This is a genomic window from Caballeronia sp. INML2 (assembly GCF_023631365.1).
GTDB classification, from domain to species: Bacteria; Pseudomonadota; Gammaproteobacteria; order Burkholderiales; family Burkholderiaceae; genus Caballeronia; species Caballeronia turbans.
In genome coordinates, this window is the sequence record NZ_JALQDH010000040.1 from 38,463 (window position 1) to 64,834 (window position 26,372).

Genomic DNA, 26,372 nt, shown 5'->3' on the forward strand with positions numbered 1-26,372 from the left:
AATCGAGCGCTCGAGGGGTGTCTCAACCGATCGTCATCAAATTCGCATTACCGCCCGCCGCCGCCGTGTTCACGCTCACCGAGCGTTCCGTCAGCAGACGTTCGAGCGCGTAGTCCTCGCCGTCGTGGCCAGCGTCGGCGAACGCTCCCGCAGCCACGCCCTGCACCGATACGATCGGTCCCGGGCGCTTCGCGACTTCTTTCACGAGCGCCAGCAATTCATCGCTGTCGCCTTCGAACAAAACGGCGTCGAAGTCGGCGGCGGCATCGCCCGCCTTCTTCACGAAAGCGAACGGCTTGAGCGATGCCGGCAGCGACGCCACCAGTTGCTCACCCGCCGAGCCCGAGAACAACGCCTTGTTGCCCGTCGCGAGCGCGGCGGCCAGTTGCGCGCGCGCGCCACTCGCCGTCGCGGCCACGCACAGCACCGTGCCGCGCGCGCCGAGCGTGTAGGTGTTGCGCTCGCCCGTCGGGCCGTTCAGAACCGCCGTCGCGCCAGCCATCACGTGTTGCAGATAGCCGTCGCAGCGTGCGGCCGTCTGCGGATCGCGTTCGCCGATCGCCCAGTCGCGCAACGCGGTGAGCGCCGCGGCGGGCGTGTCCTTCGATGCAGCCTGATCGACGACGAGCGTGCTCGCGAGCGACTTCGGCAGACCGGTCGGACGCTTCGCCAGCAGGCGCTGCAAGTACAGCGCGCCGCCCGCCTTCGGGCCCGTGCCCGACAGACCTTCGCCGCCGAACGGCTGAACGCCGACCACCGCGCCGATCACGTTCCGGTTCACATAGATGTTGCCCACATGCGCCCGCGCGATCACATGCGCGATGGTTTCGTCGATACGCGTATGGATGCCGAGCGTGAGGCCATAACCCGTCGAGCGAATTTGGTCGAGGAGTTTATCAAGGTTCGAACGGCGGTAACGCACCACATGCAGCACCGGGCCGAACACTTCGCGTTTCAGTTCGTCGATGCTGTCCAGTTCGATGAGCGTCGGCGGCACGAACGTGCCCTGCGCGCAGTTGTCGGGCAGTGGCAGCTGCGTGACGTTGCGGCCCTTGTCGCGCATGCCGGCGATGTGCGCGTCGATGCCGCTCTTCGCGTCGGCGTCGATCACGGGACCGACGTCCGTCGACAGGCGATCCGGATTGCCGACCGCAAGCTGATTCATCGCGCCCGTCAGCATTTCGAGCGTGCGATCGGCGACATCGTCCTGCAGGCACAGCACGCGCAGTGCGGAGCAGCGCTGCCCGGCCGAGTCGAACGACGACTGCAGCACGTCCGCGACCACCTGCTCCGCGAGCGCCGACGAATCGACGATCATCGCATTCTGGCCGCCGGTTTCGGCGATCAGCGGAATCGGACGGCCGTCCGGGTCGAGGCGCTCGGACAGCGTCTTGTTGATGAGGCGCGCGACTTCCGTCGAGCCGGTGAACATGACGGCGCGCGTGCGCGGGTCGGCTACCAGCGCCGCGCCGACCGTTTCGCCATTGCCCGGCAGCAGTTGCACCGCGCCGGCGGGCACGCCCGCTTCGCGCAGGATGCGCACGGCTTGCGCGGCGATCAGCGGCGTTTGCTCGGCGGGCTTCGCGAGCACCGGATTGCCGGCCGCGAGCGCGGCGGCGACCTGGCCCATGAAGATCGCGAGCGGGAAGTTCCACGGGCTGATACACACAACCGGACCGAGCGGACGATGCGTATCGTTCGAGAACTCGGCGCGAATTTGCGACGCGTAGTAACGCAGGAAATCGATGGCCTCGCGAATCTCGGCGATGGCGTTCGGCAAGGACTTGCCCGCTTCGCGCACGACGAGGCCCATCAGCGTGTGCATCTGCGCTTCGAGCAGGTCCGCGGCGCGCGCGAGGCAATCGGCGCGATCTTCGACGGGGGTGGCCTGCCAGATCGGCGCGGCGGCCACCGCGTTGGCGATCGCGGCGCTCACCTGTTCCGGCGATGCCTCCACGACCGTGCCGACGAGATCGCGCAGATCCGACGGATTGCGCACGTCGCGCGCCGGCATGCCGTTCTCGATGATGGTGCCGCCTTCGAGCATCGGTTCCGCGCGCCACGGATGATGCGCGCTCGCCAGCAACGCCGACGACAGCGACGCCAGACGATGCTCGTTCGAGAGATCGAGGCCCATCGAGTTGAAGCGCTCGTTGCCGTACAACTGACGCGGCAGCGGAATCTTCGCGTGCGGCGCGCCGAGCGGCGTGATCTGCTGCGCTTCGTCGATCGGATCGCGCACGAGTTCCTTCACCGGAATGGATTCATCGGCGATGCGGTTCACGAACGACGTGTTCGCGCCGTTTTCCAGCAAACGCCGCACGAGATACGCGAGCAGCGTCTCGTGCGTGCCGACCGGCGCATACACGCGGCACGGGCGGTTGAGCTTGTCGCGGCCGGTGACTTCTTCGTAGAGCGGCTCGCCCATGCCGTGCAGGCACTGGAACTCGTACTGGCCGGGATAGTAGTTCTGTCCCGCGAGGTGATAGATCGCCGACAGCGTGAACGCGTTGTGCGTCGCGAATTGCGGATAAACGGCATCCGGCGCACCGAGCAGCTTCTTCGCGCACGCGAGATACGAGATGTCCGTGTAGATCTTGCGCGTGTAGACCGGATAGCCTTCGAGGCCATCGACTTGCGCGCGCTTGATTTCCGTATCCCAGTACGCGCCTTTGACGAGGCGAATCATCAAGCGATGACGGCTGCGGCGCGCGAGATCGATCAGATAGTCGATCACGAACGGGCAGCGCTTCTGATACCCCTGCACCACGAAACCGATACCGTTCCAGCCGGCCAGTTCAGGATCGAAGCACAGCGCTTCGAGCAGATCGAGCGAGATTTCGAGGCGATCGGCTTCTTCGGCGTCGATGTTCAAACCAATGTCGTAACGCCGCGCCAGTTGCGCGAGCGACCGCACGCGCGGAAGCAGCTCGTTCATCGTGCGTTCCTGCTGCGCGCGCGAGTAGCGCGGATGCAGCGCGGACAGCTTGATCGAAATTCCCGGGCCTTCGTAGATGCCGCGCCCGCCCGCAGCCTTGCCGATCGCGTGAATCGCCTGCTCGTAGGACGCGTAGTAGCGTTGCGCGTCTTCCTCGGTCGTCGCGGCTTCGCCGAGCATGTCGTAGGAATAGCGGAAACCGCGCGCCTCGTACTTGCGGCTGTTCGCGAGCGCTTCGGAAATGGTCTCGCCGGTGACGAACTGTTCGCCCATCAGGCGCATCGCCATGTCGACGCCCTTGCGGATCAGCGGCTCGCCGCCCTTGCCGATGAGACGCGTCAGCGCGGAGGACAGGCCTGCTTCGCTGTTCGTCGTCACGAGCTTGCCGGTGATCATCAAGCCCCACGTCGCCGCGTTCACGAACAGCGACGGCGCCTGGCCCATGTGCGATCTCCAGTCGCCCTTGCTGATCTTGTCGCGAATCAGCGCGTCGCGCGTGGCGCGGTCGGGAATACGCAGGAGCGCTTCGGCGAGACACATCAGCGCGACGCCTTCCTGGCTCGACAGCGAGAACTCGTGGATCAGCCCTTCCACGCCGCCGCCCGAGCTTTTCGCCCTCAGCGCTTCGACGAGCTTCGTCGCGAGCTTTTCCGTTTCGGCAGCGACGTTCGCGGGCAGGCGCGCCTGGCCGATCAGAAACGGCACGCACTCCGGCTCCGGCCTGCGATACGCGGCCGTGATCGCCGCGCGCAGCACGGATTGCGGCTGCACGTTCTGCGCAAAGTCGAGGAAGGGATGCGGCGCGCCTTCTTCGTCGCCGTCGACGGGTGCGGCATCGGCCATTTCGGACGCACCGTTCGCACCCGACAGCTCCGGCGGGAGCTGGCCGTGCTCGATACGCTCCAGATACGCGAAGATCGCCTGCTTGATCAGCCAGTGAGGAGTGCGCTCGAGGCGCGTCGCGGCGTCTTTGAGCCGGGAACGCAGCAGATCGTCGACTTTGACGCCTAGGGTTGTGCTCGCCATATTTCCTTCGTTTGCCGGTCGTGCAGAACCCGGCCATGACTAAAAAGTTGGCGAATCGTACTCCGCTGATTTAAAAGGTGCAACCGAGATTTTCGCTAGGGTTGCACCACAATGAAACCCTTATGGCACAAGGCTCTGGACGATGCACCGCCGGCCGGTGTCTGGCGGTTGTTGCCTAGTAGTTTCCCTAATCCGATATTTTTGGGACAACCCCTAAGTAAATCCCCCAGCGCCGCCGATATAAACGCAATGCGCCGAGCACGGCGCGGCATTCGCGGTCGATCAAGGCACCGCGGTCTCGGGGAGCAACGAGCATGAGCACTTGGGTGGTGGTAGCCAGCGTTTGGGCGATGTTCGCAGTCTGCGTCGTACTGTTCGTGCGGGGCGCGTCGCCGCATGTGCATCGATCCGGTGATGCTTCCGATCAGGGCGGCCGAGCAGCCGGCGACGTTTCCCGCGCCGAAGTCTGAAAAGCCGGTCGAGCCGCGGATCAAACGTCCAGCGGGTCGACCTCGACGTTCCAGCGCAGTACGCCCTTGAGCGAGCGCAGCGCCGGTTGCCACGCGCGCAACGACGTTTGCAGGGCGGCCCGTGACGCACTTTCCAGCAGCAGTTGCGCGCGGTGGACATTGAACACTTTCACGATGGTGAGCGGCACCGCATCGTAGACGGTCACGCGATCGGCGCCGGGCAAAGGCGCGAACGCCGCCGCCGCGTCCTCCAGAAACTTGAGCGCCGCTTCGAGCGTGCGGCCTTCGGCACGCAACATCGCCTGATAGACGAACGGCGGCAGTCGCGCGTCGCGCCGCTCGGCCAGCGTCGAGTTGGCGAAACCCACGTAATCCTGCCGCGATAGCGCCTGATAGAGCGCGTGACGCGGATAGCGCGTCTGAATCATCACTTCGCCCGGCAAGCCCGCCCGACCCGCCCGGCCGCTCACCTGCGTCAGTTGAGCGAAGAGCCGCTCGCTCGCGCGAAAGTCGTGCGAGAAGAGCGCGGTGTCGGCGTTGAGCACGCCGACGAGCGTCACGCGCCGGAAGTCGTGGCCCTTCGCGATCATCTGCGTGCCGACGAGAATATCGACCTCGCCTGCATGAACGTCGGAGAAAAGCGCTTGCGCACTGCCTTTGCGGCGCGTGCTGTCGGCGTCGATGCGAAGCACGCGCGCGCCCGGCACCACGCTCGCGAGCGTTTCCTCGACGCGCTGCGTGCCGCGGCCCATCGGCGCGATGTCGATGTTGCCGCAGTCCGGACACGACTTCGGAATGCGCGATTCCCAACCGCAGTGATGGCAGCGCAGCGCGCGCTCCGGCTTGTGCAGCACAGCGTAGGCGCTGCAGCGCGGACAGCCCGCAACCCATCCGCAGGCGTCGCACGACAGAATCGGCGCATAGCCGCGTCGATTCAGAAACACGAGACTCTGTTCGCCGCGCTCGACGCGCGTTTTCAGGGCGGCAATGAGCGGGCCCGCCAGTCCGTCGACCGATGCGCGGCCGCGCCGTCTTTCCTCTTCGAGGTCGATGAGCTTCACGGCCGGTAATGCCGCTTCGGCGACGGCCCGGCGCGTGAGCGTGAGCCGTGTGTAGCGGCCCTGCTCGGCCTGCCACCAGGTTTCGAGCGACGGCGTCGCCGAGCCGAGCACGACGGGGATGTCGAGCTGCTTCGCGCGATAGATCGCCAGATCGCGCGCCGAGTAGCGCAAGCCTTCCTGCTGCTTGTAAGCGGGATCGTGCTCTTCGTCGACGACGATGAACGCGAGCTTCGGCATCGACGCGAGAATCGCGAGGCGCGTGCCGAGCACGATGCGCGCGCTGCCCGTGTGCGCCGCCAGCCAGTTGCGCGCACGCTCGCCTTCTGCAAGGCCGCTGTGCATCGTGACGATCGAACCGTCCGCGAGCGCCGCGAACCGCGCGCGGAACGCGGCTTCGAACTGCGGCGTCAGGTTGATTTCCGGGACGAGGACGAGCGCTTGCGCGTCCGGCCGCGCCGCGAGTAATACGGCGAGCGCGTGCAGGTAGACCTCGGTCTTGCCGCTGCCCGTCACGCCGTGGAGCAAGAAGGGCGCGAAGCTTCGTGCGCCGGAGATCGCATCGACGGCATCGCGTTGCTCGTCGGTCAGAACCGGCAGCGGCGCGGCGCCGGTCGGGAGCGCTTGCGCATCGTCGACGGTGTCATCGGTCTGCGCCGTCGCCGTCTCGATCCAGCCGCGCGCGAGCCAATCGTCGAAAGTCACGCTTGCTTTCGGATGCAGCGCGCGGGCGTCGGACAGGCCCAGCGATGGCTGTTCGGCGAGCGCATCGGCCAGACGGCGCAGGGCGCTGGCGCGCGCGGGCAGCGCGTCGGGAAGTTGCGCGCACCCCTCCGGCAAAAGCCGATAGCGCGGCTCCGCGGCGAAAAGTCGGTTCCAGCGCGAGGCATCCCGCAACGCCTGAGGCAGCGCCGGCAGCGCGACTTCGCCCAGACCGCGCTGATAGTAATCGGCGGCGAAGCTGGCGAGCGCGATCCACGCGTCGGAAAGCGGCGCGCAACCGTCACAGATTGCGGTAACGGCGCGCAGTTTCACGACAGGCACGTCACTCGAATCGGCGATTTCGCAGATCAGCCCGACGACCTCGCGTCGCCCGAATGGCACCTGCACCAGCATGCCGACGACAGGCGCATCCGGCAGCGCATAGCGGTAGTCGAACAGCCCGGGCATAGGCTGATCGACCGCGACGCGCACGAACAGGCCAGTCACCGTGCGCGACCCCGCCTACGGCGGTTTGACACTGCAACGTGCGCCAGCGGGGAGAAGTTAAAGTGAAACATCAGAATCGCCTGTAAACCGTCGATTATTTTTGGATTTCCGATGCTTTCCACAGGCCTGTGGATAACTTTGTTGAGAAGTGCATTCGATGGCGCCGCAAACAATGTCACGAAAGCCTTATGTGCGTTAGCCCACATTTCGGGCAAAGCTCTCCGAATTCCTTAAAAATCATGAGCTTAAAGCATACATAGAGACATGTTATTGGCTGCCGGGGGCCATACGTCTGATGGCGCGCCGCAGCGAACAAAATGTGCATAAGTCAGTCTTGACATCGGGGAACGCCGCCCGAGGTGGGCGATCCGAGCGAGATGCTCCAGCCCCTGATTACTTACCCCGACACATGGACGCTGCGCCGCAGCATAAGTCGCGGCGCCGGTTTTGCTACGCCCTTTTATTACGGTGTCTGTCGCGTGCGCATCGCGCGGCTGTGACGATGCACCTCGTCGACGAGCTCCGCGACGTTCTCCGGCGGCGTGAATTGCGAGATTCCGTGGCCCAAATTGAAAACGTGGCCCGGAAAGTTTCCGAAGCTCTCGAGCACGGCACGCGCTTCGGTGCGGATGGCCGCAGGCGGCGCGAAGAGCACGTTCGGATCGATGTTCCCTTGCAGCGCCACGCGCGTTCCGACTTTTTCCCGCGCCTTGCCGAGATTCATGGTCCAGTCGAGCCCGACGGCATCGACACCCGTCGCGGCGATTTCTTCGATCCACAATCCACCGCCCTTCGTGAACGTGATGACGGGCACGCGCACGCCTTCTTGCTCGCGCTTCAGACCGGCGACCACCTTCGCGATGTAGTCGAGCGAGAAGCGCTGATACGCGCCATCCGCGAGCGCACCGCCCCAGGTGTCGAAGATCATCACGGCCTGCGCGCCCGCTTCGATCTGCGCGTTCAGGTACGCCGTCACGGCTTGTGCGTTCACATCGAGGATGCGGTGCATCAAGTCTGGACGCGCATAAGCCATCGATTTGACCGTGCGATGATCGTCCGATCCGCCACCTTCGACCATGTAGCAAGCGAGCGTCCACGGGCTGCCGGAGAAGCCGATCAGCGGCACCTTTTGGCGGCCTTGCGCATCGGTGAGCGCGCGGCGGATCTGGCTCACGGCATCGGTGACGTAGGACAGCGTCCCGCCGATGTCCGGCACGGCGAGGCGCTTCACGTCGTCCTCGGTGCGCACCGTGCGCTCGAAACGCGGACCTTCGCCCTGCACGAAGTCCAGGCCGAGGCCCATCGCGTCGGGGACGGTGAGAATGTCGGAGAAGAGAATTGCGGCGTCGAGCGGAAAGCGTTCGAGCGGCTGAAGCGTCACTTCGGTCGCGTAATCGGGATTCTTCGCGAGGCCGAGAAAACTGCCCGCGCGGGCGCGCGTCGCGTTGTACTCCGGCAGATAACGCCCCGCCTGGCGCATCAGCCAGATCGGCGTGTAGTCGGTCGGCTGGCGCAGGAGCGCGCGCAGGAAGGTGTCGTTCAGAAGAGTGTGTGCCACGTCGCTCGATGCTGAAGGCAAAGAATCGTTCATTCTACCGGACCGGCCAGGCGTTCTCCGACTGAGACCGGCAATTCGGAATGTCTCATGCAGCGCGGCCTATGCCTTTCGGACGAGTGTCCGGAGACCGAAGGCATCGGTATCATCGACGGACCATACAACTAGAACCAGGAGAATCGATGCAACGCACGTCTGTCAGTCTTGCCGCCTCTGCACTCGCACTGTCGGTCGCGCTCACGAGCGTCGCGCACGCTCAAACCATTCAGGCCGGCACCGTGGCGGGCGCGAAGCCCGCCGCGCCCGCCCCCGTCACGGCGGCCTCCCGGCTCGACGAAATCCTGGCGCGTCACACGCTGCGCGTCTGCACGACGGGCGACTACAAGCCGTACTCTTTCCTGCGCCCGGACGGGCAATTCGAGGGGATCGACATCGATCTGGCGGAGAGCCTCTCGAAGTCGCTCGGCGCGAAGGCCGAGTACGTGAAAACGTCCTGGTCGAATCTGATGAACGATTTCGTCGCCAAGTGCGATATCGCCGTAGGGGGCGTCTCGACCACGCTCGAGCGGCAGAAGCGCGCGTTCTTCACGGCGCCGTACATGGAAGACGGAAAAACGCCGATTGTCCGTTGCGACGATGTCGACAAGTACCAGACCGTCGCGCAGATCGATCAGCCGAACGTGCGCACGATCGTCAATCCGGGCGGCACGAACGAGCGCTTCGCGAAGCAGTTCTTTCCCCACTCGCAGTTGATCGAGTACCCGGACAACGTGACGATCTTCAAGCAGATCCTCGAAGGCAAAGCCGACGTGATGGTCACGGACGCATCTGAAACGCTGCTCCAGCAGAAGCTCAATCCCGGTCTGTGCTCGGTGCATCCGGACAAGCCGTTCCAGTTCGGCGAAAAGGCGTATCTGCTGCCGCGCGGCGACGTGCCATTTCAGCAATATGTCGATCAGTGGCTGCATCTCGCCCGTTCGTCGGGCGAGTTTCAGGCCGTGTATGACAAATGGTTGAAGTAACGCTCAACGCTCGGCGCGCACGAGTTCGCCCGTGCGCGCGCCGATCTTGCCCAGCCAGCCGAGCGCCGCTTCCGACTGGGCATGCATGCGCGCGAATCCGTGCGTCATGTCGCGCGCGTCGATCATCTCGACGCGGCCTCCGTTGGCTTCCAGGAAGCGCTTGAGTTCAAAGGCGTCGTCGTAGAGCGGATCGTAGGCCGCCGCGACAATCAGCGCGGGCGCTGGCGTGCGCTCGAACGGCTCGGAGAGCGGGAACGCGCGCACGTCGTGCTCTTCTGGCGCCTCGCCCGAGAGAAATTGAGTCCAGTACCACTTCATTTCATCGTTCGTGAGGCCGGGACCGTTCGCATTGGCAATGCAACTGGGACTTTCGAACTGACGCCGCATCACTGGATAGAGCAGCAACTGCAGGCCGACGAGGCCGGCCACGCGTTCGTTCGCGCCGCGCGCCGCGACGACCGCCAGATGCGCACCTGCACTGTCACCGCCGACGGCCAGCCGGTCGGTCGCGAAACCGAGCCGAGAGCGATGCTCCGCCAGCCAGATCAGCGCGTCGAGCGCGTCCTCGCACGGCGCGGGAAACGGGTGCTCCGGCGCGAGCCGGTAGTCGACGCTCGCCACTGCGCATTGCGAATCCAGCGCGAGCCGTGCGACGAGCCCATCGTGGGTGTCGAGGTCGCCGACCACCCAGCCGCCGCCGTGAAAGTACACGATGAGCGGCAGCGGACCGCGCACGGCCTTCGGCTTGTAGACCCGCGCGACGAGCAGGCGCCCTTCGAGAGCGATTTCGATATCTTCCGCAGTCACGTCGTTGTCGCGTTCTCGGGCGTAAGCTTTGGCAATATTGCTGAAGCGGTCTCGTACCGCCTGCGCGTCCGCACCGGGCGTCAAAGGCGGAAATGCCTCGTCCACAGCGCGGTAGTAGCGGAGCAAGGCTGCGTCGATCGTCATGCGCGTCTCCATGGGATCTCTTGTTCGATGATGGTTTACGGGCGCATGCGCATCGATTTCATGCGGCCGCACGTTCGATTTTCGCGGAAAACGCAAAATATTGCGCTGGTCCTAAAATCGGCATTTATCGGCAAGATCGGGCCGATCGGATAAACGATCCGAATAACAGACAATATATCCTTGAAAATCAGGAGAATCGCGCGCGAAAATTTCCTGCGCGCCTTATCCGACGGGGGTTACAACCTGAAACACTTTGTTACGGCGACGCCTAATCAATTCGCCCACAATCTGTTCAAACGGTTTCAACACGGATGTATTGGGCTGCGCTGTGCGAAAGCCGGGCGGTCTGATAGGTGGCTGTGGGCCAGCTCTCAAATTGGGGCATCGGTGTTGGGATCGTTATTCGAATGTAATCCATTCGAAATAATCCCAAGTGTGGTCTCCTCGCGCTAACCCCGTAGCGTGTGGTTTTTAGCGGGCTCCAGGCCCGCTTTTTTTTCGCCCGGACAAACGTTTGCGTTCTTCGAGAACCTCAGAGCTCGAACGTTTGATCCAATGACAGAAGGGAGCGCTGCGGCGCTCCCTTCGTCGTTGTGGTGATTTCGATTGCGGCGCGCTTCAGGCCGTTTTGGCCTCAGCGAGCTTCAGTTCGTCGATCATCCGTGCGCGCATCACGAACTTCTGCGCTTTGCCCGTGACAGTCATCGGCAATTCGTCGACGAAGCGGATATAGCGCGGAATCTTGTAATGCGCAATCTGCCCCTTGCAGAAGTCGCGGATCTCCTCCTCGCTTGCCTGCTCGCCGGGGCGCACCACGATCCACGCGCACACTTCCTCGCCGTACTTCTGATCCGGCACGCCGAACACCTGCACCGATTGGACCTTCGGATGGCGGAACAGGAATTCCTCGATCTCGCGCGGATAGATATTCTCGCCGCCGCGAATCAGCATGTCCTTGAGACGGCCGACGATGTTGCAGTAGCCTTCTTCGTCGAGCGTCGCGAGGTCGCCAGTATGCATCCAGCCGTCGACGATTGCCTCGCGCGTCTTGGCATCGTCGTCCCAGTAGCCTTTCATCACCGAGTAACCGCGCGTGCAGAGCTCGCCAGTCTCGCCCACGGGCACGATGTTGCCCAGCGCATCGACGATCTTCACCTCGAGATGCGGCTGGATGCGTCCGACGGTCGTCGTGCGTTTGTCGAGCGGATCAGTCGTGGAGCTCTGGAACGACACCGGGCTCGTCTCGGTCATGCCATAGGCGATCGTGATCTCGCTCAAATGCATCTTCGAAACGACCCGCTTCATCGTTTCGATCGGGCACGGCGAGCCTGCCATGATGCCGGTGCGCAGGCGGCTCAGGTCGTACTTCGTGAAGTCAGGGTGATCGAGTTCGGCGATGAACATCGTCGGTACACCGTGCAGCGCGGTGCATTTTTCCTCGTGGACGGCGGTGAGGGTGGCGCCGGGATCGAACGCCTCGCCTGGGAAGACCATCGTGCAGCCGGTCGACACGCACGCGAGCACCGCCAGTACCATGCCGAAGCAGTGATAGAGCGGCACCGGGATACACAGCGAATCCTGCTCGGTAAGCCGCATCGCCATCGCGATATAGCGCGCGTTGTTGACGATGTTCCGATGCGTGAGCGTCGCGCCCTTCGGGTTGCCGGTCGTGCCGCTCGTGAACTGGATGTTGATCGCGTCGTCCGGACCCAGCTTCGCTTCGAGCGCGTCGAGCTTCGACGTGTCGAGTTGGTCGCGGCCCGTACGCATCACATCGTCGAAGTTGAGCATGCCGGGCGTTTTGTTGTCGCCCATGCGGATAACAGCACGCAGTGCCGGCAGCTTTGCGGCGTCGAGCGCATTCGGCGCAGCGTCCGCGAGTTCGGGCGCGAGCGCCTGCAGCATCTCCAGATATTTCGATGACTTGAACTGTTCCGCCGCGATGATCGCCTTGCAGCCGACCTTGTGCAGCGCGTATTCGAGCTCGGCCAGTCGGTACGCCGGATTGATGTTGACCAGCACCGCGCCCATGCGCGCGGTGGCGAATTGCGTGAGCAGCCATTCGACGCGATTCGGCGACCAGATGCCAACGCGATCGCCCGCCTGAATGCCCAGCGCGAGCAGCCCGCTCGCAAGGACATCGACCTCGTTTGCGAACTCGCGCCACGTCCAGCGGATGTTTTGCTCGCGAAAGACCACCGCAAGCCGATCAGGAAAGCGGCCCGCGGTTTCGAGGAGAAAGCGCGCGACGGTCGCGTCGCTCAGGGGAATGTCGGTCGCGCCGTGAACATAAGAAATGCCGTCGCGCGGTTCGATCTGCGCGCCGGCCTGCGTCGGTTCAGTTGCCATCGATGGTCTCCGCCAATTTGAGTCGCCGCCCGATGAAGGCTAATTGGAGGCTATTGTGCATCGCAAAGACGCGCGCGGGCATTGAGTGTTTCCCCGCAACGCCGCACTGAGAAGGTCAATCAAAGCTCAGCCGAATCAACGAGTTATGAAGAACCTGCGGCAGGACACATAACCGATATGCACTTATGCCTGCGCGATTTGCCGATTTGGAGCATAAAAAAAGCAGCCCGAAGGCTGCTTTCCTTGAACTGCTGAACGCCGCTTGGCGCGTCACGCTTAATGCTTCGCGTGCGCCTTGCGCAGACGCTGGATCGCCGCGAGCTGAGCCGTCGCATATGCGAGTTCCGCTTGCGCGGTCGCATATTCAAGTTCCGAGGTGTTGTTCTGAATCGCTTCCTCGGCACGCTTCCTCGCCTGCTCGGCCTTCGCTTCGTCGAGATCGGCGCCGCGGATCGCCGTATCGGCGAGTACGGTCACGAGGCCCGGCTGGATTTCGAGAATCCCGCCTGCAACGAACACGAACTCTTCCGAGCCGTCTTCCGCCTCGATGCGCACCGCGCCCGGACGAATGCGCGTGATGAGCGGCGTGTGGCCGGGCAGAATGCCCAACTCACCCGCTTCGCCCGGCAGCGCGACGAACTTCGCCTGGCCCGAGAAGATCTGCTCTTCCGCGCTGACGACGTCTACCTTGATGGTTGCCATTTATGTCGACTCCTGAGGCAGTGTATGGGTGAACGTCGGCTTGCCGGCCGACGTCCGCATCGATACACCCGACCTTTACTGGATCTTCTTGGCCTTTTCGAAGGCTTCGTCGATCGTGCCGACCATGTAGAACGCCTGCTCCGGCAGATGATCGCATTCACCTTCGACGATCATCTTGAAGCCGCGGATGGTTTCCTTCAGCGGCACGTACTTGCCCGGCGAGCCCGTGAACACTTCTGCAACGTGGAACGGCTGCGACAGGAAGCGCTGAATCTTACGCGCGCGCGCGACCGACAGCTTGTCTTCCGGCGACAGTTCGTCCATGCCCAGAATCGCGATGATGTCGCGCAGTTCCTTGTAGCGCTGCAGCGTTTGCTGCACACCGCGCGTGATCGAATAGTGCTCTTCGCCGATCACGTTCGGGTCGATCTGACGCGAGGTCGAATCGAGCGGGTCAACTGCCGGATAAATACCGAGCGATGCGATGTCACGCGACAACACGACCGTTGCGTCCAGGTGGCCGAAGGTCGTAGCCGGCGACGGGTCGGTCAAGTCATCGGCAGGAACGTACACGGCCTGAACCGACGTGATCGAGCCGGTCTTGGTGGACGTGATGCGCTCTTGCAGCTTGCCCATTTCTTCAGCGAGCGTCGGCTGATAGCCCACTGCCGAAGGCATACGGCCGAGCAGAGCGGACACTTCCGTACCCGCCAGCGTGAAACGATAGATGTTGTCGACGAAGAAGAGAACGTCGAGGCCTTCGTCACGGAAGTGCTCGGCCATCGTCAGACCGGTCAGCGCAACGCGCAGACGGTTGCCCGGCGGCTCGTTCATCTGGCCGTACACCAGCGCGACCTTGTCGAGAACGTTCGAGTCCTTCATTTCGTGATAGAAGTCGTTCCCTTCACGGGTACGCTCACCCACACCCGCGAACACGGAGTAACCGCCGTGCTCCTTCGCGATGTTGTTGATGAGTTCCATCATGTTCACGGTCTTGCCCACGCCTGCACCGCCGAACAGACCGACCTTGCCGCCCTTTGCGAACGGGCAGATCAGGTCGATAACCTTGATGCCGGTTTCGAGCAGTTCGGTCGACGGCGACAGCTCGTCGAACGCCGGTGCATGCTGGTGAATCGAGCGCAGCGTGGTCGAGTCGATCGGACCCGCTTCGTCGATCGGACGGCCGAGCACGTCCATGATGCGGCCGAGAGTCGGCTTGCCGACCGGCACGCTGATGGGCTTGCCCGTGTTCTTGACCGTCGTGCCGCGGCGCAGACCGTCGGATGCACCCAGACAGATGGTGCGCACCACGCCGTCGCCCAGTTGCTGCTGGACTTCGAGCGTCAGTTCGGTGCCTTCCAGAATGAGCGCGTCGTAGATCTTCGGCATTTGCGCACGCGGGAATTCCACGTCGATAACGGCGCCGATGCACTGTACGATCTTGCCTTCTACCAAAGCAGTAGTACTCATCGCATTTCCTTTAGATACTGTGTTCTTTCAAGCGGTCAGCAAAATCAGACCGCTGCGGCGCCGCCGACGATTTCCGACAATTCTTTCGTAATCGCGGCCTGGCGGCTCTTGTTGTAGACGAGCTGCAGTTCGTTGATCACGGTCTTCGCGTTGTCCGACGCGGCTTTCATCGCGACCATGCGTGCCGACTGCTCCGACGCCATGTTTTCCGCGACCGCCTGATACACGAGCGCCTCGACGTAGCGCACGAGCAACTCGTCCACCACGGTTTGCGCGTCCGGCTCGTAGATGTAGTCCCACGAGGTCTTCGGCGTGTCGCCGTCTTCGCCCTTCGCGTCGAGATCATCCACGGACAACGGCAGCAGTTGCTCGATCACCGCTTCCTGCTTCATCGTGTTGATGAAGCGCGTGTACGCCAGGTACACGGCGTTGATCTTGCCTTCCGAATACAGGTCGAGCTGCACCTTGACCGCGCCGATCAGCTTTTCCAGATGCGGCGTATCGCCCAGTTGCGTGACTTGCGACACGACATTGGCCTTCAGGCGATTCAGGAACCCGAGACCCTTGCCGCCGATCGCCGAAGCTTCGATCTTGACACCGCCCTGATCGAGTTCCTTGATCTTGTTCAGCGACGCACGCAGGATGTTCGTGTTCATGCCGCCGCACAGACCCTTGTCAGTCGTGACGAGGATCAGGCCGGCCGTCTTCGCGCCCTTGTTCTCGACCATGAACGGATGGCGATACTCCGGGTTCGCCTTGCTCATGTGCGATGCGATCGCGCGGACCTTGTCGGCATACGGACGGGCGGAACGCATACGCTCCTGGGCGCGGCGCATCTTGGATGCGGCGACCATTTCCATCGCTTTCGTGATCTTGCGCGTGTTTTGCACGCTCTTGATCTTGCCGCGAATTTCCTTCATTCCAGCCATTGCTTACTCCTTGATCGAAGCCGCGCGATGTTCGAAGACATCGCGCGTTGCTCCTCAGTCCCGATCAATAAGCGCCCGACTTCTTGAAGTCCTTCAGCGCGGCATGCAGTGCGCCTTCGTCGTCCTTCGACAAGTCTTTATTGTCTTCGATGCGCTTAATCAGATCGCCGTGGCTGGTCTTCAGGAATTCGCGCATGCCCTTTTCGAACGGCAGAACTTGCGAGACTTCGAGATCGTCCAGATAGCCGTTGTTGGCTGCGAACAGCGCGACAGCCAGTTCCCACACCTGCAGCGGCTGATACTGCGGCTGCTTCAACAGTTCCGTCACGCGGCGGCCGCGCTCGAGCTGCTTGCGGGTGGCTTCGTCGAGATCCGATGCGAACTGCGCGAACGCAGCCAGTTCACGATACTGCGCGAGGTCGGTACGGATACCGCCCGACAGCTTCTTGATGACCTTGGTCTGAGCCGCACCACCGACGCGCGACACCGACACGCCCGCGTTGATTGCGGGGCGGATACCGGCGTTGAACAGGTCGGTTTCGAGGAAGATCTGACCGTCGGTAATCGAGATCACGTTCGTCGGAACGAACGCGGTCACGTCGCCGGCTTGCGTTTCGATGACGGGCAATGCCGTCAGCGAGCCGCTCTTGCCCTTGACTTCGCCGTTGGTGAACTTCTCGACGTACTCTTCCGAGACGCGCGCAGCGCGCTCGAGCAGACGCGAGTGCAGATAGAACACATCACCCGGATAGGCTTCGCGGCCCGGCGGACGACGCAGCAGCAGCGAGATCTGGCGATATGCCCACGCTTGCTTGGTCAAGTCGTCGTAAACGATCAGCGCGTCCTGGCCGCGATCGCGGAAGTATTCGCCCATCGTGCAGCCGGCGTACGGCGCGAGGTATTGCATCGCGGCCGATTCCGAAGCCGAAGCCGCAACGACGATGGTGTACGCCATCGCGCCGGTTTCTTCGAGCTTGCGCACCACGTTCATGATCGACGAAGCCTTCTGGCCGATCGCGACGTAGATACAGATGAGGTCCTTGCCCTTCTGGTTGATGATCGCGTCGACAGCCACCGCGGTCTTGCCGCACTGACGGTCGCCGATGATCAGCTCGCGCTGGCCACGGCCGATCGGCACCATCGAGTCGATCGACTTCAGACCCGTTTGCACCGGCTGCGACACCGACTTACGCCAGATTACGCCCGGAGCGATCTTTTCGATTGCGTCCGTTGCCTTCGCGTTGATCGAGCCCTTGCCGTCGATCGGGTTGCCGAGCGCGTCGACCACGCGGCCGATGAGTTCCGGACCCACCGGCACTTCGAGAATGCGGCCCGTCGTCTTGACGATATCGCCTTCCGAGATGTGCTCGTATTCACCGAGAATAACGGCGCCGACCGAGTCACGTTCGAGGTTCAGCGCGAGGCCGAAGGTGTTGCCCGGAAATTCGAGCATTTCGCCCTGCATCACGTCCGACAGGCCGTGGATGCGTACGATACCGTCGGTCACGGAGATCACGGTGCCCTGGTTGCGAACATCCGCGCTCGCTTCAAGGCCCTGGATCCGGCTCTTGATCAGCTCGCTGATCTCAGAGGGATTGAGTTGCATTATTCGCTCCTGATAGTCAATTCTGTTGCGTGCCAGCCATGAGACACGGGTTGATCGCTTAAGCGGTCAGAGCCGTCTGCATGCTGGCGAGGCGCGCGCGGACCGAGGTATCGAGCACTTCGTCGCCAACCGTCACGCGAACGCCGCCGATCAGCGACTGGTCGATTTCGACGATCGGCTTCAGCTTGCGCTGGAACTTGCGTTCGAGGCTTGCAACGAGGTCGTTCAACTGTTCGCCTTCGAGGGGGAACGCGCTCACGATGTGAGCATCGGCAGCACCTTCACGGGCGTTCTTCAGTTCGTCGAACTGGACGGCGATTTCCGGCAGCAGCGACAGACGATGGTTCTCGACCAGCATGCCGACGAAATTCTTCGCCTGAGCGTTGCCGAGAGCCAGCGGCGAGTTCACTGCGGCGAGCAGGAGATCGACGATCTGCTGTCGGCTCACCTTCGGGCTCGAAGCGACCGATTCCACTTCGGGCAGACGCGCAACCTGTGCCAGCTCCTCGACGAAGGTGGACCAGCCCGCGAGATCGCCGGTTTCGGCCACGCGGAACAGCGCTTCTGCGTAAGGACGAGCGATGGTTGCAAGTTCGGCCATGATCAGAGCTCGGTTTTGAGTTGATTCAGCAGATCGGCGTGAGCTTTCTGATCGACTTCGCGTTTCAGAATTTGCTCGGCGCCCTTGACGGCCAGCGCCGCGACTTCGGCACGCAGCGTTTCACGCGCCTTCACGACTTGCTGGTCCGCGTCCGCCTTGGCCTGCGCGACGATGCGCGCGGCTTCGGCTTGAGCGTTGGCCTTGATTTCTTCTGCGACTGCGGCTGCGCGCTTTTCGGCGTCGGCAATGCGTTGCTGGCCATCGGTGCGCGCTTGCGCGAGTTCCTGGTCGACGCGCTTGTGCGCTGCTTCGAGTTCCGCTTTGCCCTTGTCGGCGGCGGCGAGGCCGTCGGCAATCTTCTTCGAGCGCTCGTCGAGGGCGTTGATCAACGGCGGCCACACGAACTTCATCGTGAACCACGCGAGGATCAGAAACACGACCATTTGCGCAAACAGGGTTGCGTTGAGATTCACGGTGTTTCCTTAAACGTTGCTTGATCGGAGGTGAAACGGTTAAAAGGCGCTCATCGGCTTGTTGAGCTCGATCAGCGCCTCACCCGTTCCGTTCAGGCGTCTTTAAAAGTCAGACGCACAGTTCCGAGGAACCTCAGCCTGCGAGCTTCGAGAGCAGCGGGTTCGCGAACGCAAACAGCATTGCCACACCAACGCCGATCAGGAACGCCGCGTCGATCAGACCAGCCAGCAGGAACATCTTGGTCTGCAGCGGGTTCATCAGTTCCGGCTGGCGGGCGCACGCTTCAATGTACTTGCCGCCCATCAGACCGATACCGATACAGGCGCCGATTGCACCCAGGCCGATGATGATGCCGATACCGATGGCGGTCAGACCCTGGATGTTGGCGATGAAAGCTTGCATGATCACTCCTTTGATTAAAGACTTTGGAACTGGATTTATAAAAAACGAAAACCTAAAACCTGAACGATTCCGGAACGTGCCGCAACGCGTCAGTGTGAGTCATGCGCCTGGCCGATGTACACCAGCGTCAGCATCATGAAAATGAACGCCTGCAACAGCACGATCAGAATGTGGAAGATCGCCCAAACCGTGCCCGCGACCACGTGGCCGATAAAGCCGAGCACAGAAGCGTCCGCACCGAACGTCCACATGCTGCCCAGAAGGGCGATCAGCAGGAACAGCAGTTCGCCGGCGTACATGTTGCCGAAAAGCCGCATGCCGAGCGAAACCGTCTTGGCGACGAACTCGATGATGTTCAGCGCGAGGTTCGGAATCCACAAGAGCGGATGCGCGCCGAACGGAGCGGACAGCAGTTCATGCACGAAGCCGCCGGCGCCCTTGATCTTGAAGTTGTAGTAGATCATCAGCACGAACACGCCGAGCGCGATGCCGATGGTGCCGTTCAGGTCAGCCGTCGGCACAATGCGATGATGCGGCAGCGCTTCCGACAGTCCCAGCCAGCCGATGACGCGGCCCGGCAAATCAACGGGGATGAAGTCGAGCGAGTTCATCAGGGCGACCCAGACGAACACGGTCAGTGCGAGCGGAGCGATGAAACGGCGGCTGCCGTGAATCATCGACTTCGACTGATCTTCGACCATTTCGACCAGCATCTCGATCGCGCACTGGAACCGGCCGGGTACACCGGAGGTCGCCTTGCGCGCGGCAAGACCGAGAATGATGATGGTCACGAGACCGCACACGATCGACCAGAAAAGCGTGTCGAGATTCCAGACATGGATGTCGAAGATCGACGCCTGTGCGTGCGTGGAAAGATTCTGCAAGTGGTGCGCAATGTACTCGGACGGATCCAGAGCGTGCGTTCCTTCGCTAGCTGCCATATCGTTAAAGCCACCCAAATTGTCAAAAATCTTTCGTCACCTGTCGCTTCCGAGCCGCCGCTTCGCGTTGCGGCTTCGGGTCGAGAGGCCCGAGTGCGGAGCATGGTCCGCACCTGTTCATCTGTGATGCTACTTGCAACTCGTGCTGAAGGCACTTACCTGGGACGTCAAGAATCGTCACCGCAGCGCCATTGCAACCCAGTAAGTCTTCAGGGCGACGATGTACGTCACGAGCAGCGGCAACCACAACGCACTCTTGTACCAGTACGCGACCGCCACGAACATGGCGATCGTCGCGCCCATCTTGAGCGCCTCGCCGATCATCCAGCTCATGATCGTCTCCGCGCCGCTTTTTGCTCTCAGGCGCGCGGCGAACAAAGCGCTCGGCACCCAGCAAATTGCTCCCCCGAGAAATGCTGACAGCGCAGCGTCGCCCGGCGGCTTGTAAAACAGCCACCACAACAGCGTCGCACCCAGGGACAAAACCATTTGCGCTGCCACGACCTTAAACGGCGTGACACGCGATGGACGACTCACCTCGGGCCCAAACAGCTTCTGTGCCTGATCCCGCGTGAGCGGAACGATATTGTTATCTTGCGCTTCGGCATCCCACGCGTCGCCGGACGATCTGCGCGGCTGATTTCCGGAGGCATTTGCGTCGCCGGTTGCGTGAGCGTTCGGCGCTCGATTTTCCTCTCGCACCGTCTTCAAACCTTCAACCAAAAGTCCGGAAAATCACCTTGCGCTTTCGCTGCGCTTTCGAGGTGGCCTAGCTGATAAATCCGGGCGATTGTAAGCGATTGTTGTCGGGGATTCAATAGTTTAGGTGTGTCAAAAGCCAAGCGGACGAACCTTAAAAATCGGTCTCGAAAACGAGACTTTCCTTGCAATTGCAAGGAGATTCTCAGTCGATGGCACATCGTCCGATGAACGGTTAAATGAGCGCCCAACCGATGACCGTTGCCACGATCCAGAATGGAATCGACACCATGTGAAATGGCATCCACAGCCCCTTTTCGCCCGATAATCGCACGGCGATGAGATTGGCCAGCGAACCGATCGCGATGCCGAATCCGCCGACGCTGACGCCGAACGCGAGCGCGCGCCAGTCCTTGGAGAACTCCGCGAGCACGATGGCCGCCGGCACGTTGCTGATCGCTTGCGAGAGAGCGGCGCCGGCCGCATACGCGCGCTTAGGCGTGCCGATGCCGACGTGTGCGATGGCTGCGTGGATCGACGGCATTGCGGCCGCGCTGCGCAGCACGATGAACATCAACACGAAGATGAGCAACAACAGCCAGTCGATCTTGAACACGACCTCGCGACGCCACAGCACGAAGAGGATCGCAAGCACGGCAAGCGCGGGCCCGGCATGATGCGCATCCGCGAGCGCCACGAACGCGGCAAATGCAAGCACGCTCACGCTGCACAGCACGCGATCGACGCGATGCTCTTCGATATCGCCGGAAAGATCGAGCGGTTCGGCGCGGAACATCGCAAACGTGAGGATGCCGAGCAGCGCCATCAACGCGGCGCACAGCGGCAGCATCGCCCACACGAACGCGGGGAAGCCGACGCCGCTCGTCTGCCATAGAAACAGGTTCTGGGGATTGCCGAGCGGCGTGAGAATCGAACCCGCGTTGACCGAGAGTGCGATCACGATCACGAGCCGCTTGATGGGCAGTGGTGCGAGCCTGTGCAGCGATAAGGCGAGCGGCACGACGGCGAAAAGCGCGACGTCGTTGGTCAGGACGGTGGACAGTACCGCAGCAAGCGCGACGAGCAGCAGCGCCAGCGTCCGCTCGCCATGAATGTGGTGCACGAGGCGGTGCGCCGCCCACATCAGGAATCCTGATAATTCGATCGCCTTGGTGAGAATCAGGAGGCCGGCGAGTGTGAGTACCGTCTGCCAGTCGACGAGACCGGGCAGCGACATCCACGGCCGCGGATGCCCGATCTGCAACACGACGAGCGCGAAGACGAGGATCGCGAGAACCGGCTCCTTCGAGACGGCTCGCCAGATACGGGCGAGGAGGTCGAAACGTGTGCTTTTGACGTTGAATTCGGACAAGATGCGTGTGAATCAGGTCGTCGGAGTCGGCGCTTCGATACTTCCACGCAATTTGCTCAGGATGCCCTCGAGCGAGTCGAGATTGCCGAAATCGATCGTGACCTTGCCGCGCCCTCTTCCGCCCAACTTGATCTTTACGTTGGCGGAAAGCAGATCCGACAGCTCTTCTTCCAGACGGCGCGTATCACGTCCGCCGTCATTTGCGGCGCGTGCTTTTGTCGCAGGGGCTTCCTTGGTCGTCGCCGCTACCAGGCGTTCGGTTTCGCGTACCGACAAGCGGCGATTGACGACATGATTGGCGAGCTGGATCTGCGTCGCCGCATCGACGGCGAGCAACGCACGCGCGTGGCCCATGTCCAGGTCGCCGGCGAGAAGCATGGTCTGCACGGGCGCTGCGAGATTCAGCAGGCGCAGCAGGTTCGATACCGCGCTGCGCGAGCGCCCGACCGACTCGGCCGCTTGTTCGTGCGTAAAGCGGAATTCGTCGAGCAGACGCTGGATGCCCTGCGCCTCTTCCAGCGGGTTCAAATCTTCCCGCTGAATGTTTTCGATCAACGCCATCGCAGCGGCTGCTTGATCTGGCACGTTTTTTACGAGCACCGGAACTTCGTCGAGGCCGGCAAGGCGCGCGGCACGGAAGCGCCGCTCGCCCGCAATGATTTCATAACGATCGTCACTCACCGAGCGCACGAGAATCGGCTGCATCAGACCCTGCGCGCGGATGCTCGCGGCGAGTTCCTGGAGCGCGCCCTCGTCCATCCGTGTACGCGGCTGATACTTGCCGGCTTGCAGCTTATCGAGCGGCAGCACCGAGGGCGTGCCCTCGCCGCGCACGGCTTCCGTAATGTCGACGCTACCGCCGAGCAATGCGTCCAAGCCGCGGCCTAGACCTTTTTTCTTCATCACAGCGCTCATTTCGGTTCCTCCGTCGGCGTTCTCGGCCGCATCGAATGGGGTTTGCTCAGTTGCCGTTGAGCGCGCGCACACGCTCGATCATTTCGGTGCCGAACTGGATATACGCCTGCGCACCGCGCGACGACTTGTCGAACACGACGCCGGGCAGTCCATAGCTAGGCGCTTCCGCAAGGCGCACGTTGCGCGGGATCACAACGTCGAACAGCTTGCTGCCAAAGTGTTCCTTCAATTGGTCCGACACTTGTTGCTGCAACGTAATTCGGGGATCGAACATCACGCGCAGCAGGCCAATTACCTTCAGGTCACGATTCAGGTTCGCGTGCACCTGCTTGATGGTGTTCACGAGATCCGACAATCCTTCGAGCGCAAAATATTCGCACTGCATCGGAATCACGACGCCGTGCGCCGCGCATAGGGCGTTAAGCGTCAGCAGCGAAAGCGCGGGGGGGCAATCGATCAGCACGAAGTCATAGTCATCGGCTACTTCGGCAATCGCCGCCCGAAGAATGCCTTCGCGATTTTCCATGTCCACGAGTTCGACTTCGGCGCCTGCCAGCTCGCGATTGGCCGGCAGCACGTCGTATCCGACCGCCTCCGGGCGTGTGCGTGCCTCGCGCAGTGTCACGCCATCGACGAGCACTTCATAGACAGTGTTCTCGCACGCGGCCTTGTTGATGCCGCTGCCCATGGTCGCGTTGCCCTGAGGGTCGAGGTCGATCAGCAGAACGCGCTGATCGAGGCCCGCAAGGCTCGCCGCGAGATTGACCGCTGTCGTGGTCTTTCCAACGCCGCCCTTCTGATTTGCGACGCAGAAGATTTTTGCCATCGTTTAGTGTCCTCGTTTCTTCGCTGTCAGAAGATCAGCGTGCCTGGAATGCCGGATGGAAACCGTGCAGCGGACCTTCAAGCTGGCTCGACGGCAATCTCGACGAGATGCCGTTCCGCGTCGAGCATCGGCACATTGAGGCGCTCGATACCGAGCACCTTGGCACCCGCCGGCACACGCGCGGCTTCAGCCTCAGGCCTGACACCCTTCATCGCCAGAATCCGTCCGTTGTCCGCAACCAGATGACGCGCAAGTGTAACGAAATCGGAGAGCTCTGCGAATGCGCGCGACACGATTAAATCGAATTTCCCCGGGACTTCGACTCCCGGACGTAAACTTTCGACGCGACCGGTCACCACCGACAGATTGTTCAGACCCAACTGCGCTTTCGCCTGCGACTGAAATGCTGTTTTCTTATGAACGATGTCGTTGAGCGTGACGTGCAATTCAGGCAACGCGATCGCCAGTACGATGCCGGGTAAACCGCCGCCGGAGCCGACGTCCAGCACTGTCGACGGCCTGCGCACGTTCACCGCCGGAACGATCGCAAGCGAATCCAGAATATGCTGGATGAGCATTTGATGCGGATCGCGGATCGCCGTCAGGTTGTAGACGGAATTCCATTTGCCGAGCAGCGCAACATAATCGAGAAATTTCTGAATTTGCGAGGACGAAAGCGCAATGTCGAGTTCGGTGACGCCCTTCTCGAGCGTCGCCGCCAAGGATAAATGGCGCTCCGTCATTGAACCGCCGTCGGGTTGCCGGTTGCCGCATCGTCGCCAGCAGAATTTCGGCCGCGACGGCCTGCGCCGCGCTTCAGATGCACCATGAGAAGCGAGATTGCGGCCGGCGTGATGCCGGAAATGCGCGAAGCCTGCCCGATCGTCTCCGGGCGATGCTGAATCAACTTCTGACGGGCTTCGAAGGACAATCCGCGGACTTCGTTGTAGTCGAGCCCGTCCGGCAACCGGGTGTTTTCCTGCGCGCCGTTCCGCACGATCTCGTCGGCCTGACGATCGATGTAGCCTTGGTACTTAACGCCGATCTCGATCTGCTCCTTGATTTGTGCGAGCAGAACCGGATCGTCCGAGAGCGATGCTTCGGGACCGCAGGCGCCCTCACGAAGTGCGCAGATTCCGTCGTACGAAACGCCGGGGCGTCGCAGAAGATCGGCAAGGCTGTACTCATGATCGATCGCCTTGCCCAGCAACGCCGTCGCTTCCTCCGCCGGCAAAGTCTTAGGATTTACCCACGTTGAACGCAGACGCTGTGTTTCACGTGAAACAGCGTCGCGTTTGCGGCTGAAAGCATCCCAACGAACATCGTCGACTACGCCGAGTTCGCGCCCGATCTCCGTCAGACGCATATCTGCGTTGTCTTCGCGCAGCGACAGGCGGTATTCCGCGCGGCTCGTGAACATCCGATATGGCTCCGACACCCCGCGCGTCACGAGATCGTCCACCAGAACACCCAGATACGCCTGATCGCGGCGCGGCGACCACGCTTCCTTCCCTTGAACCTGTAGACCAGCATTGATACCAGCCAACAGTCCCTGCGCGGCGGCTTCTTCGTACCCGGTTGTCCCGTTGATCTGACCTGCAAAGAAGAGGCCGTTGATCGCCTTTGTTTCGAGCGAAGCCTTCAACGCACGCGGATCGAAGTAGTCATATTCGATCGCGTAGCCGGGCCGCAAGATATGCGCGTGTTCGAGCCCGCGCATCGAGCGAACGAGCTCAAGCTGGACGTCAAAAGGAAGACTCGTGGAGATCCCGTTCGGATAGAACTCATTCGTCGTCAGTCCTTCCGGCTCCAGAAAGATCTGATGCGCGTCTTTGGAAGCAAAACGATGAATCTTGTCCTCGATCGACGGGCAATAACGCGGTCCGACGCCTTCAATCACTCCCGTATACATCGGCGAGCGGTCTAGTCCGCCCCGGATAATGTCGTGCGTCTGTGCATTCGTATGTGTGACCCAGCATGGCATCTGACGCGGATGCTGCTCTACGCGGCCAAGGAACGAGAACACCGGAATGGGATCGAGATCGCCCGGCTGCTCTTCGAGCTTCGAAAAGTCGATCGTGCGGCCATCAATACGAGGCGGTGTGCCCGTCTTCAGGCGGCCTTGAGGCAGCTTTAATTCCTTTAAACGCGCTGAAAGCGACACCGCCGCTGGGTCACCTGCACGGCCGCCGACATAATTATTCAGGCCGACGTGTATTTTTCCGTCCAGGAAAGTGCCAGCGGTCAACACAACGGCGCGGGACCGAAAACGAAGTCCGACTTGCGTTACGGCGCCTACAACGTGATCGCCTTCGACCATCAAATCGTCGACGGCTTGCTGGAAGAGCCACAGATTCGGCTGATTCTCGAGGCGATGGCGGATCGCCTGTTTGTACAAAAGACGATCGGCCTGCGCGCGCGTTGCCCGAACGGCGGGTCCCTTCGACGAGTTGAGGATACGGAACTGAATGCCCGATTCATCGGTAGCCGCAGCCATTGCCCCGCCGAGAGCGTCGACTTCCTTGACGAGATGACCCTTGCCGATGCCGCCAATCGACGGATTGCAGCTCATCTGGCCCAACGTCTCGATGTTGTGCGTCAAAAGAAGCGTTTTACAGCCCATACGCGCAGAAGCGAGCGCCGCCTCCGTGCCCGCGTGACCGCCACCAACGACGATCACATCAAATTCTGTGGGATAAAGCATTGGGATCTCGTGTACGAACGACACGAACCTGAAGAGAGAATAGCTTTGAATTATAACGACTTCTTCCTGACCTCGAATCGACCGTTCGATCACAGGCAAAAAAAAGCGTGTTTCACGTGAAACACGCCGCCATTTTCCCAAAGAACACCGCGT

20 protein-coding genes are annotated in these 26,372 nt (G+C 61.9%); 1 reads left to right on the top strand and 19 read right to left on the bottom strand.

Features of this window, described 5'->3' with window-relative positions; genetic code table 11:
• Positions 1-22 precede the first annotated feature (22 nt).
• The 3 genes from putA to hemE form a co-directional block, all read right to left on the bottom strand.
• Positions 23-3,964 (bottom strand): trifunctional transcriptional regulator/proline dehydrogenase/L-glutamate gamma-semialdehyde dehydrogenase, encoded by a 3,942-nt coding sequence (gene putA / locus NCT32_RS13540; RefSeq protein ID WP_061116579.1) that lies wholly within the window; start codon positions 3,962-3,964, stop codon positions 23-25.
• A 490-nt stretch (positions 3,965-4,454) separates the two neighbouring features.
• On the bottom strand, positions 4,455-6,701 hold the full coding sequence (locus tag NCT32_RS13545) for a primosomal protein N' (RefSeq protein ID WP_250490403.1): 2,247 nt from the start codon (positions 6,699-6,701) through the stop codon (positions 4,455-4,457).
• 463 nt (positions 6,702-7,164) lie between these two features.
• The gene (gene hemE / locus NCT32_RS13550; RefSeq protein ID WP_250477225.1) at positions 7,165-8,259 is read right to left on the bottom strand and encodes a uroporphyrinogen decarboxylase; all 1,095 of its coding nucleotides are present in this window, start codon (positions 8,257-8,259) and stop codon (positions 7,165-7,167) included.
• A gap of 179 nt (positions 8,260-8,438) precedes the next feature.
• On the opposite strand from hemE, the gene NCT32_RS13555 reads away from it, so the two are divergent.
• Positions 8,439-9,278, top strand: a complete 840-nt coding sequence (locus NCT32_RS13555; RefSeq protein WP_061116582.1) for a transporter substrate-binding domain-containing protein — start codon at positions 8,439-8,441, stop codon at positions 9,276-9,278.
• A gap of 3 nt (positions 9,279-9,281) precedes the next feature.
• On the opposite strand, the gene NCT32_RS13560 is transcribed toward NCT32_RS13555, so the two are convergent.
• From NCT32_RS13560 to mnmG, 16 genes are all read right to left on the bottom strand, one after another.
• Positions 9,282-10,229, bottom strand: coding sequence for an alpha/beta hydrolase (locus tag NCT32_RS13560; RefSeq protein ID WP_250477226.1), 948 nt, complete (start codon positions 10,227-10,229; stop codon positions 9,282-9,284).
• A gap of 618 nt (positions 10,230-10,847) precedes the next feature.
• Positions 10,848-12,578 (bottom strand): AMP-binding protein, encoded by a 1,731-nt coding sequence (locus NCT32_RS13565; RefSeq protein WP_250477227.1) that lies wholly within the window; start codon positions 12,576-12,578, stop codon positions 10,848-10,850.
• A gap of 276 nt (positions 12,579-12,854) precedes the next feature.
• Complete coding sequence (locus NCT32_RS13570; RefSeq protein WP_061116584.1) at positions 12,855-13,280, bottom strand: F0F1 ATP synthase subunit epsilon; 426 nt, start codon at positions 13,278-13,280, stop codon at positions 12,855-12,857.
• 75 nt (positions 13,281-13,355) lie between these two features.
• Positions 13,356-14,750: a F0F1 ATP synthase subunit beta gene (atpD, locus tag NCT32_RS13575; RefSeq protein WP_061116585.1), complete on the bottom strand. Its 1,395-nt coding sequence runs from the start codon at positions 14,748-14,750 to the stop codon at positions 13,356-13,358.
• Between the two features lie 44 nt (positions 14,751-14,794).
• On the bottom strand, positions 14,795-15,679 hold the full coding sequence (gene atpG, locus NCT32_RS13580) for a F0F1 ATP synthase subunit gamma (RefSeq protein WP_061116586.1): 885 nt from the start codon (positions 15,677-15,679) through the stop codon (positions 14,795-14,797).
• Between the two features lie 64 nt (positions 15,680-15,743).
• Positions 15,744-17,285: a F0F1 ATP synthase subunit alpha gene (gene atpA, locus NCT32_RS13585; protein WP_250490404.1), complete on the bottom strand. Its 1,542-nt coding sequence runs from the start codon at positions 17,283-17,285 to the stop codon at positions 15,744-15,746.
• 58 nt (positions 17,286-17,343) lie between these two features.
• Positions 17,344-17,886: a F0F1 ATP synthase subunit delta gene (locus tag NCT32_RS13590; protein ID WP_061116588.1), complete on the bottom strand. Its 543-nt coding sequence runs from the start codon at positions 17,884-17,886 to the stop codon at positions 17,344-17,346.
• A gap of 2 nt (positions 17,887-17,888) precedes the next feature.
• Positions 17,889-18,359 (bottom strand): F0F1 ATP synthase subunit B, encoded by a 471-nt coding sequence (locus NCT32_RS13595; protein ID WP_061116589.1) that lies wholly within the window; start codon positions 18,357-18,359, stop codon positions 17,889-17,891.
• Between the two features lie 133 nt (positions 18,360-18,492).
• Positions 18,493-18,762: a F0F1 ATP synthase subunit C gene (atpE, locus tag NCT32_RS13600; RefSeq protein ID WP_007180033.1), complete on the bottom strand. Its 270-nt coding sequence runs from the start codon at positions 18,760-18,762 to the stop codon at positions 18,493-18,495.
• A gap of 89 nt (positions 18,763-18,851) precedes the next feature.
• The gene (gene atpB, locus NCT32_RS13605) at positions 18,852-19,703 is read right to left on the bottom strand and encodes a F0F1 ATP synthase subunit A (protein ID WP_061116590.1); all 852 of its coding nucleotides are present in this window, start codon (positions 19,701-19,703) and stop codon (positions 18,852-18,854) included.
• Positions 19,704-19,880: 177 nt separating this feature from the next.
• On the bottom strand, positions 19,881-20,426 hold the full coding sequence (locus tag NCT32_RS13610) for an ATP synthase subunit I (RefSeq protein WP_086960769.1): 546 nt from the start codon (positions 20,424-20,426) through the stop codon (positions 19,881-19,883).
• Positions 20,427-20,637: 211 nt separating this feature from the next.
• Positions 20,638-21,774 (bottom strand): SLC13 family permease, encoded by a 1,137-nt coding sequence (locus NCT32_RS13615; protein ID WP_250490405.1) that lies wholly within the window; start codon positions 21,772-21,774, stop codon positions 20,638-20,640.
• Between the two features lie 12 nt (positions 21,775-21,786).
• On the bottom strand, positions 21,787-22,689 hold the full coding sequence (locus tag NCT32_RS13620; RefSeq protein ID WP_061116593.1) for a ParB/RepB/Spo0J family partition protein: 903 nt from the start codon (positions 22,687-22,689) through the stop codon (positions 21,787-21,789).
• Between the two features lie 46 nt (positions 22,690-22,735).
• The gene (locus NCT32_RS13625) at positions 22,736-23,515 is read right to left on the bottom strand and encodes a ParA family protein (protein ID WP_250490406.1); all 780 of its coding nucleotides are present in this window, start codon (positions 23,513-23,515) and stop codon (positions 22,736-22,738) included.
• Between the two features lie 77 nt (positions 23,516-23,592).
• Positions 23,593-24,258, bottom strand: coding sequence for a 16S rRNA (guanine(527)-N(7))-methyltransferase RsmG (rsmG, locus tag NCT32_RS13630; RefSeq protein ID WP_250477229.1), 666 nt, complete (start codon positions 24,256-24,258; stop codon positions 23,593-23,595).
• The gene (gene mnmG, locus NCT32_RS13635; protein ID WP_250490407.1) at positions 24,255-26,219 is read right to left on the bottom strand and encodes a tRNA uridine-5-carboxymethylaminomethyl(34) synthesis enzyme MnmG; all 1,965 of its coding nucleotides are present in this window, start codon (positions 26,217-26,219) and stop codon (positions 24,255-24,257) included. Before mnmG ends, rsmG begins: the two co-directional genes overlap by 4 nt.
• Positions 26,220-26,372 lie beyond the last annotated feature (153 nt).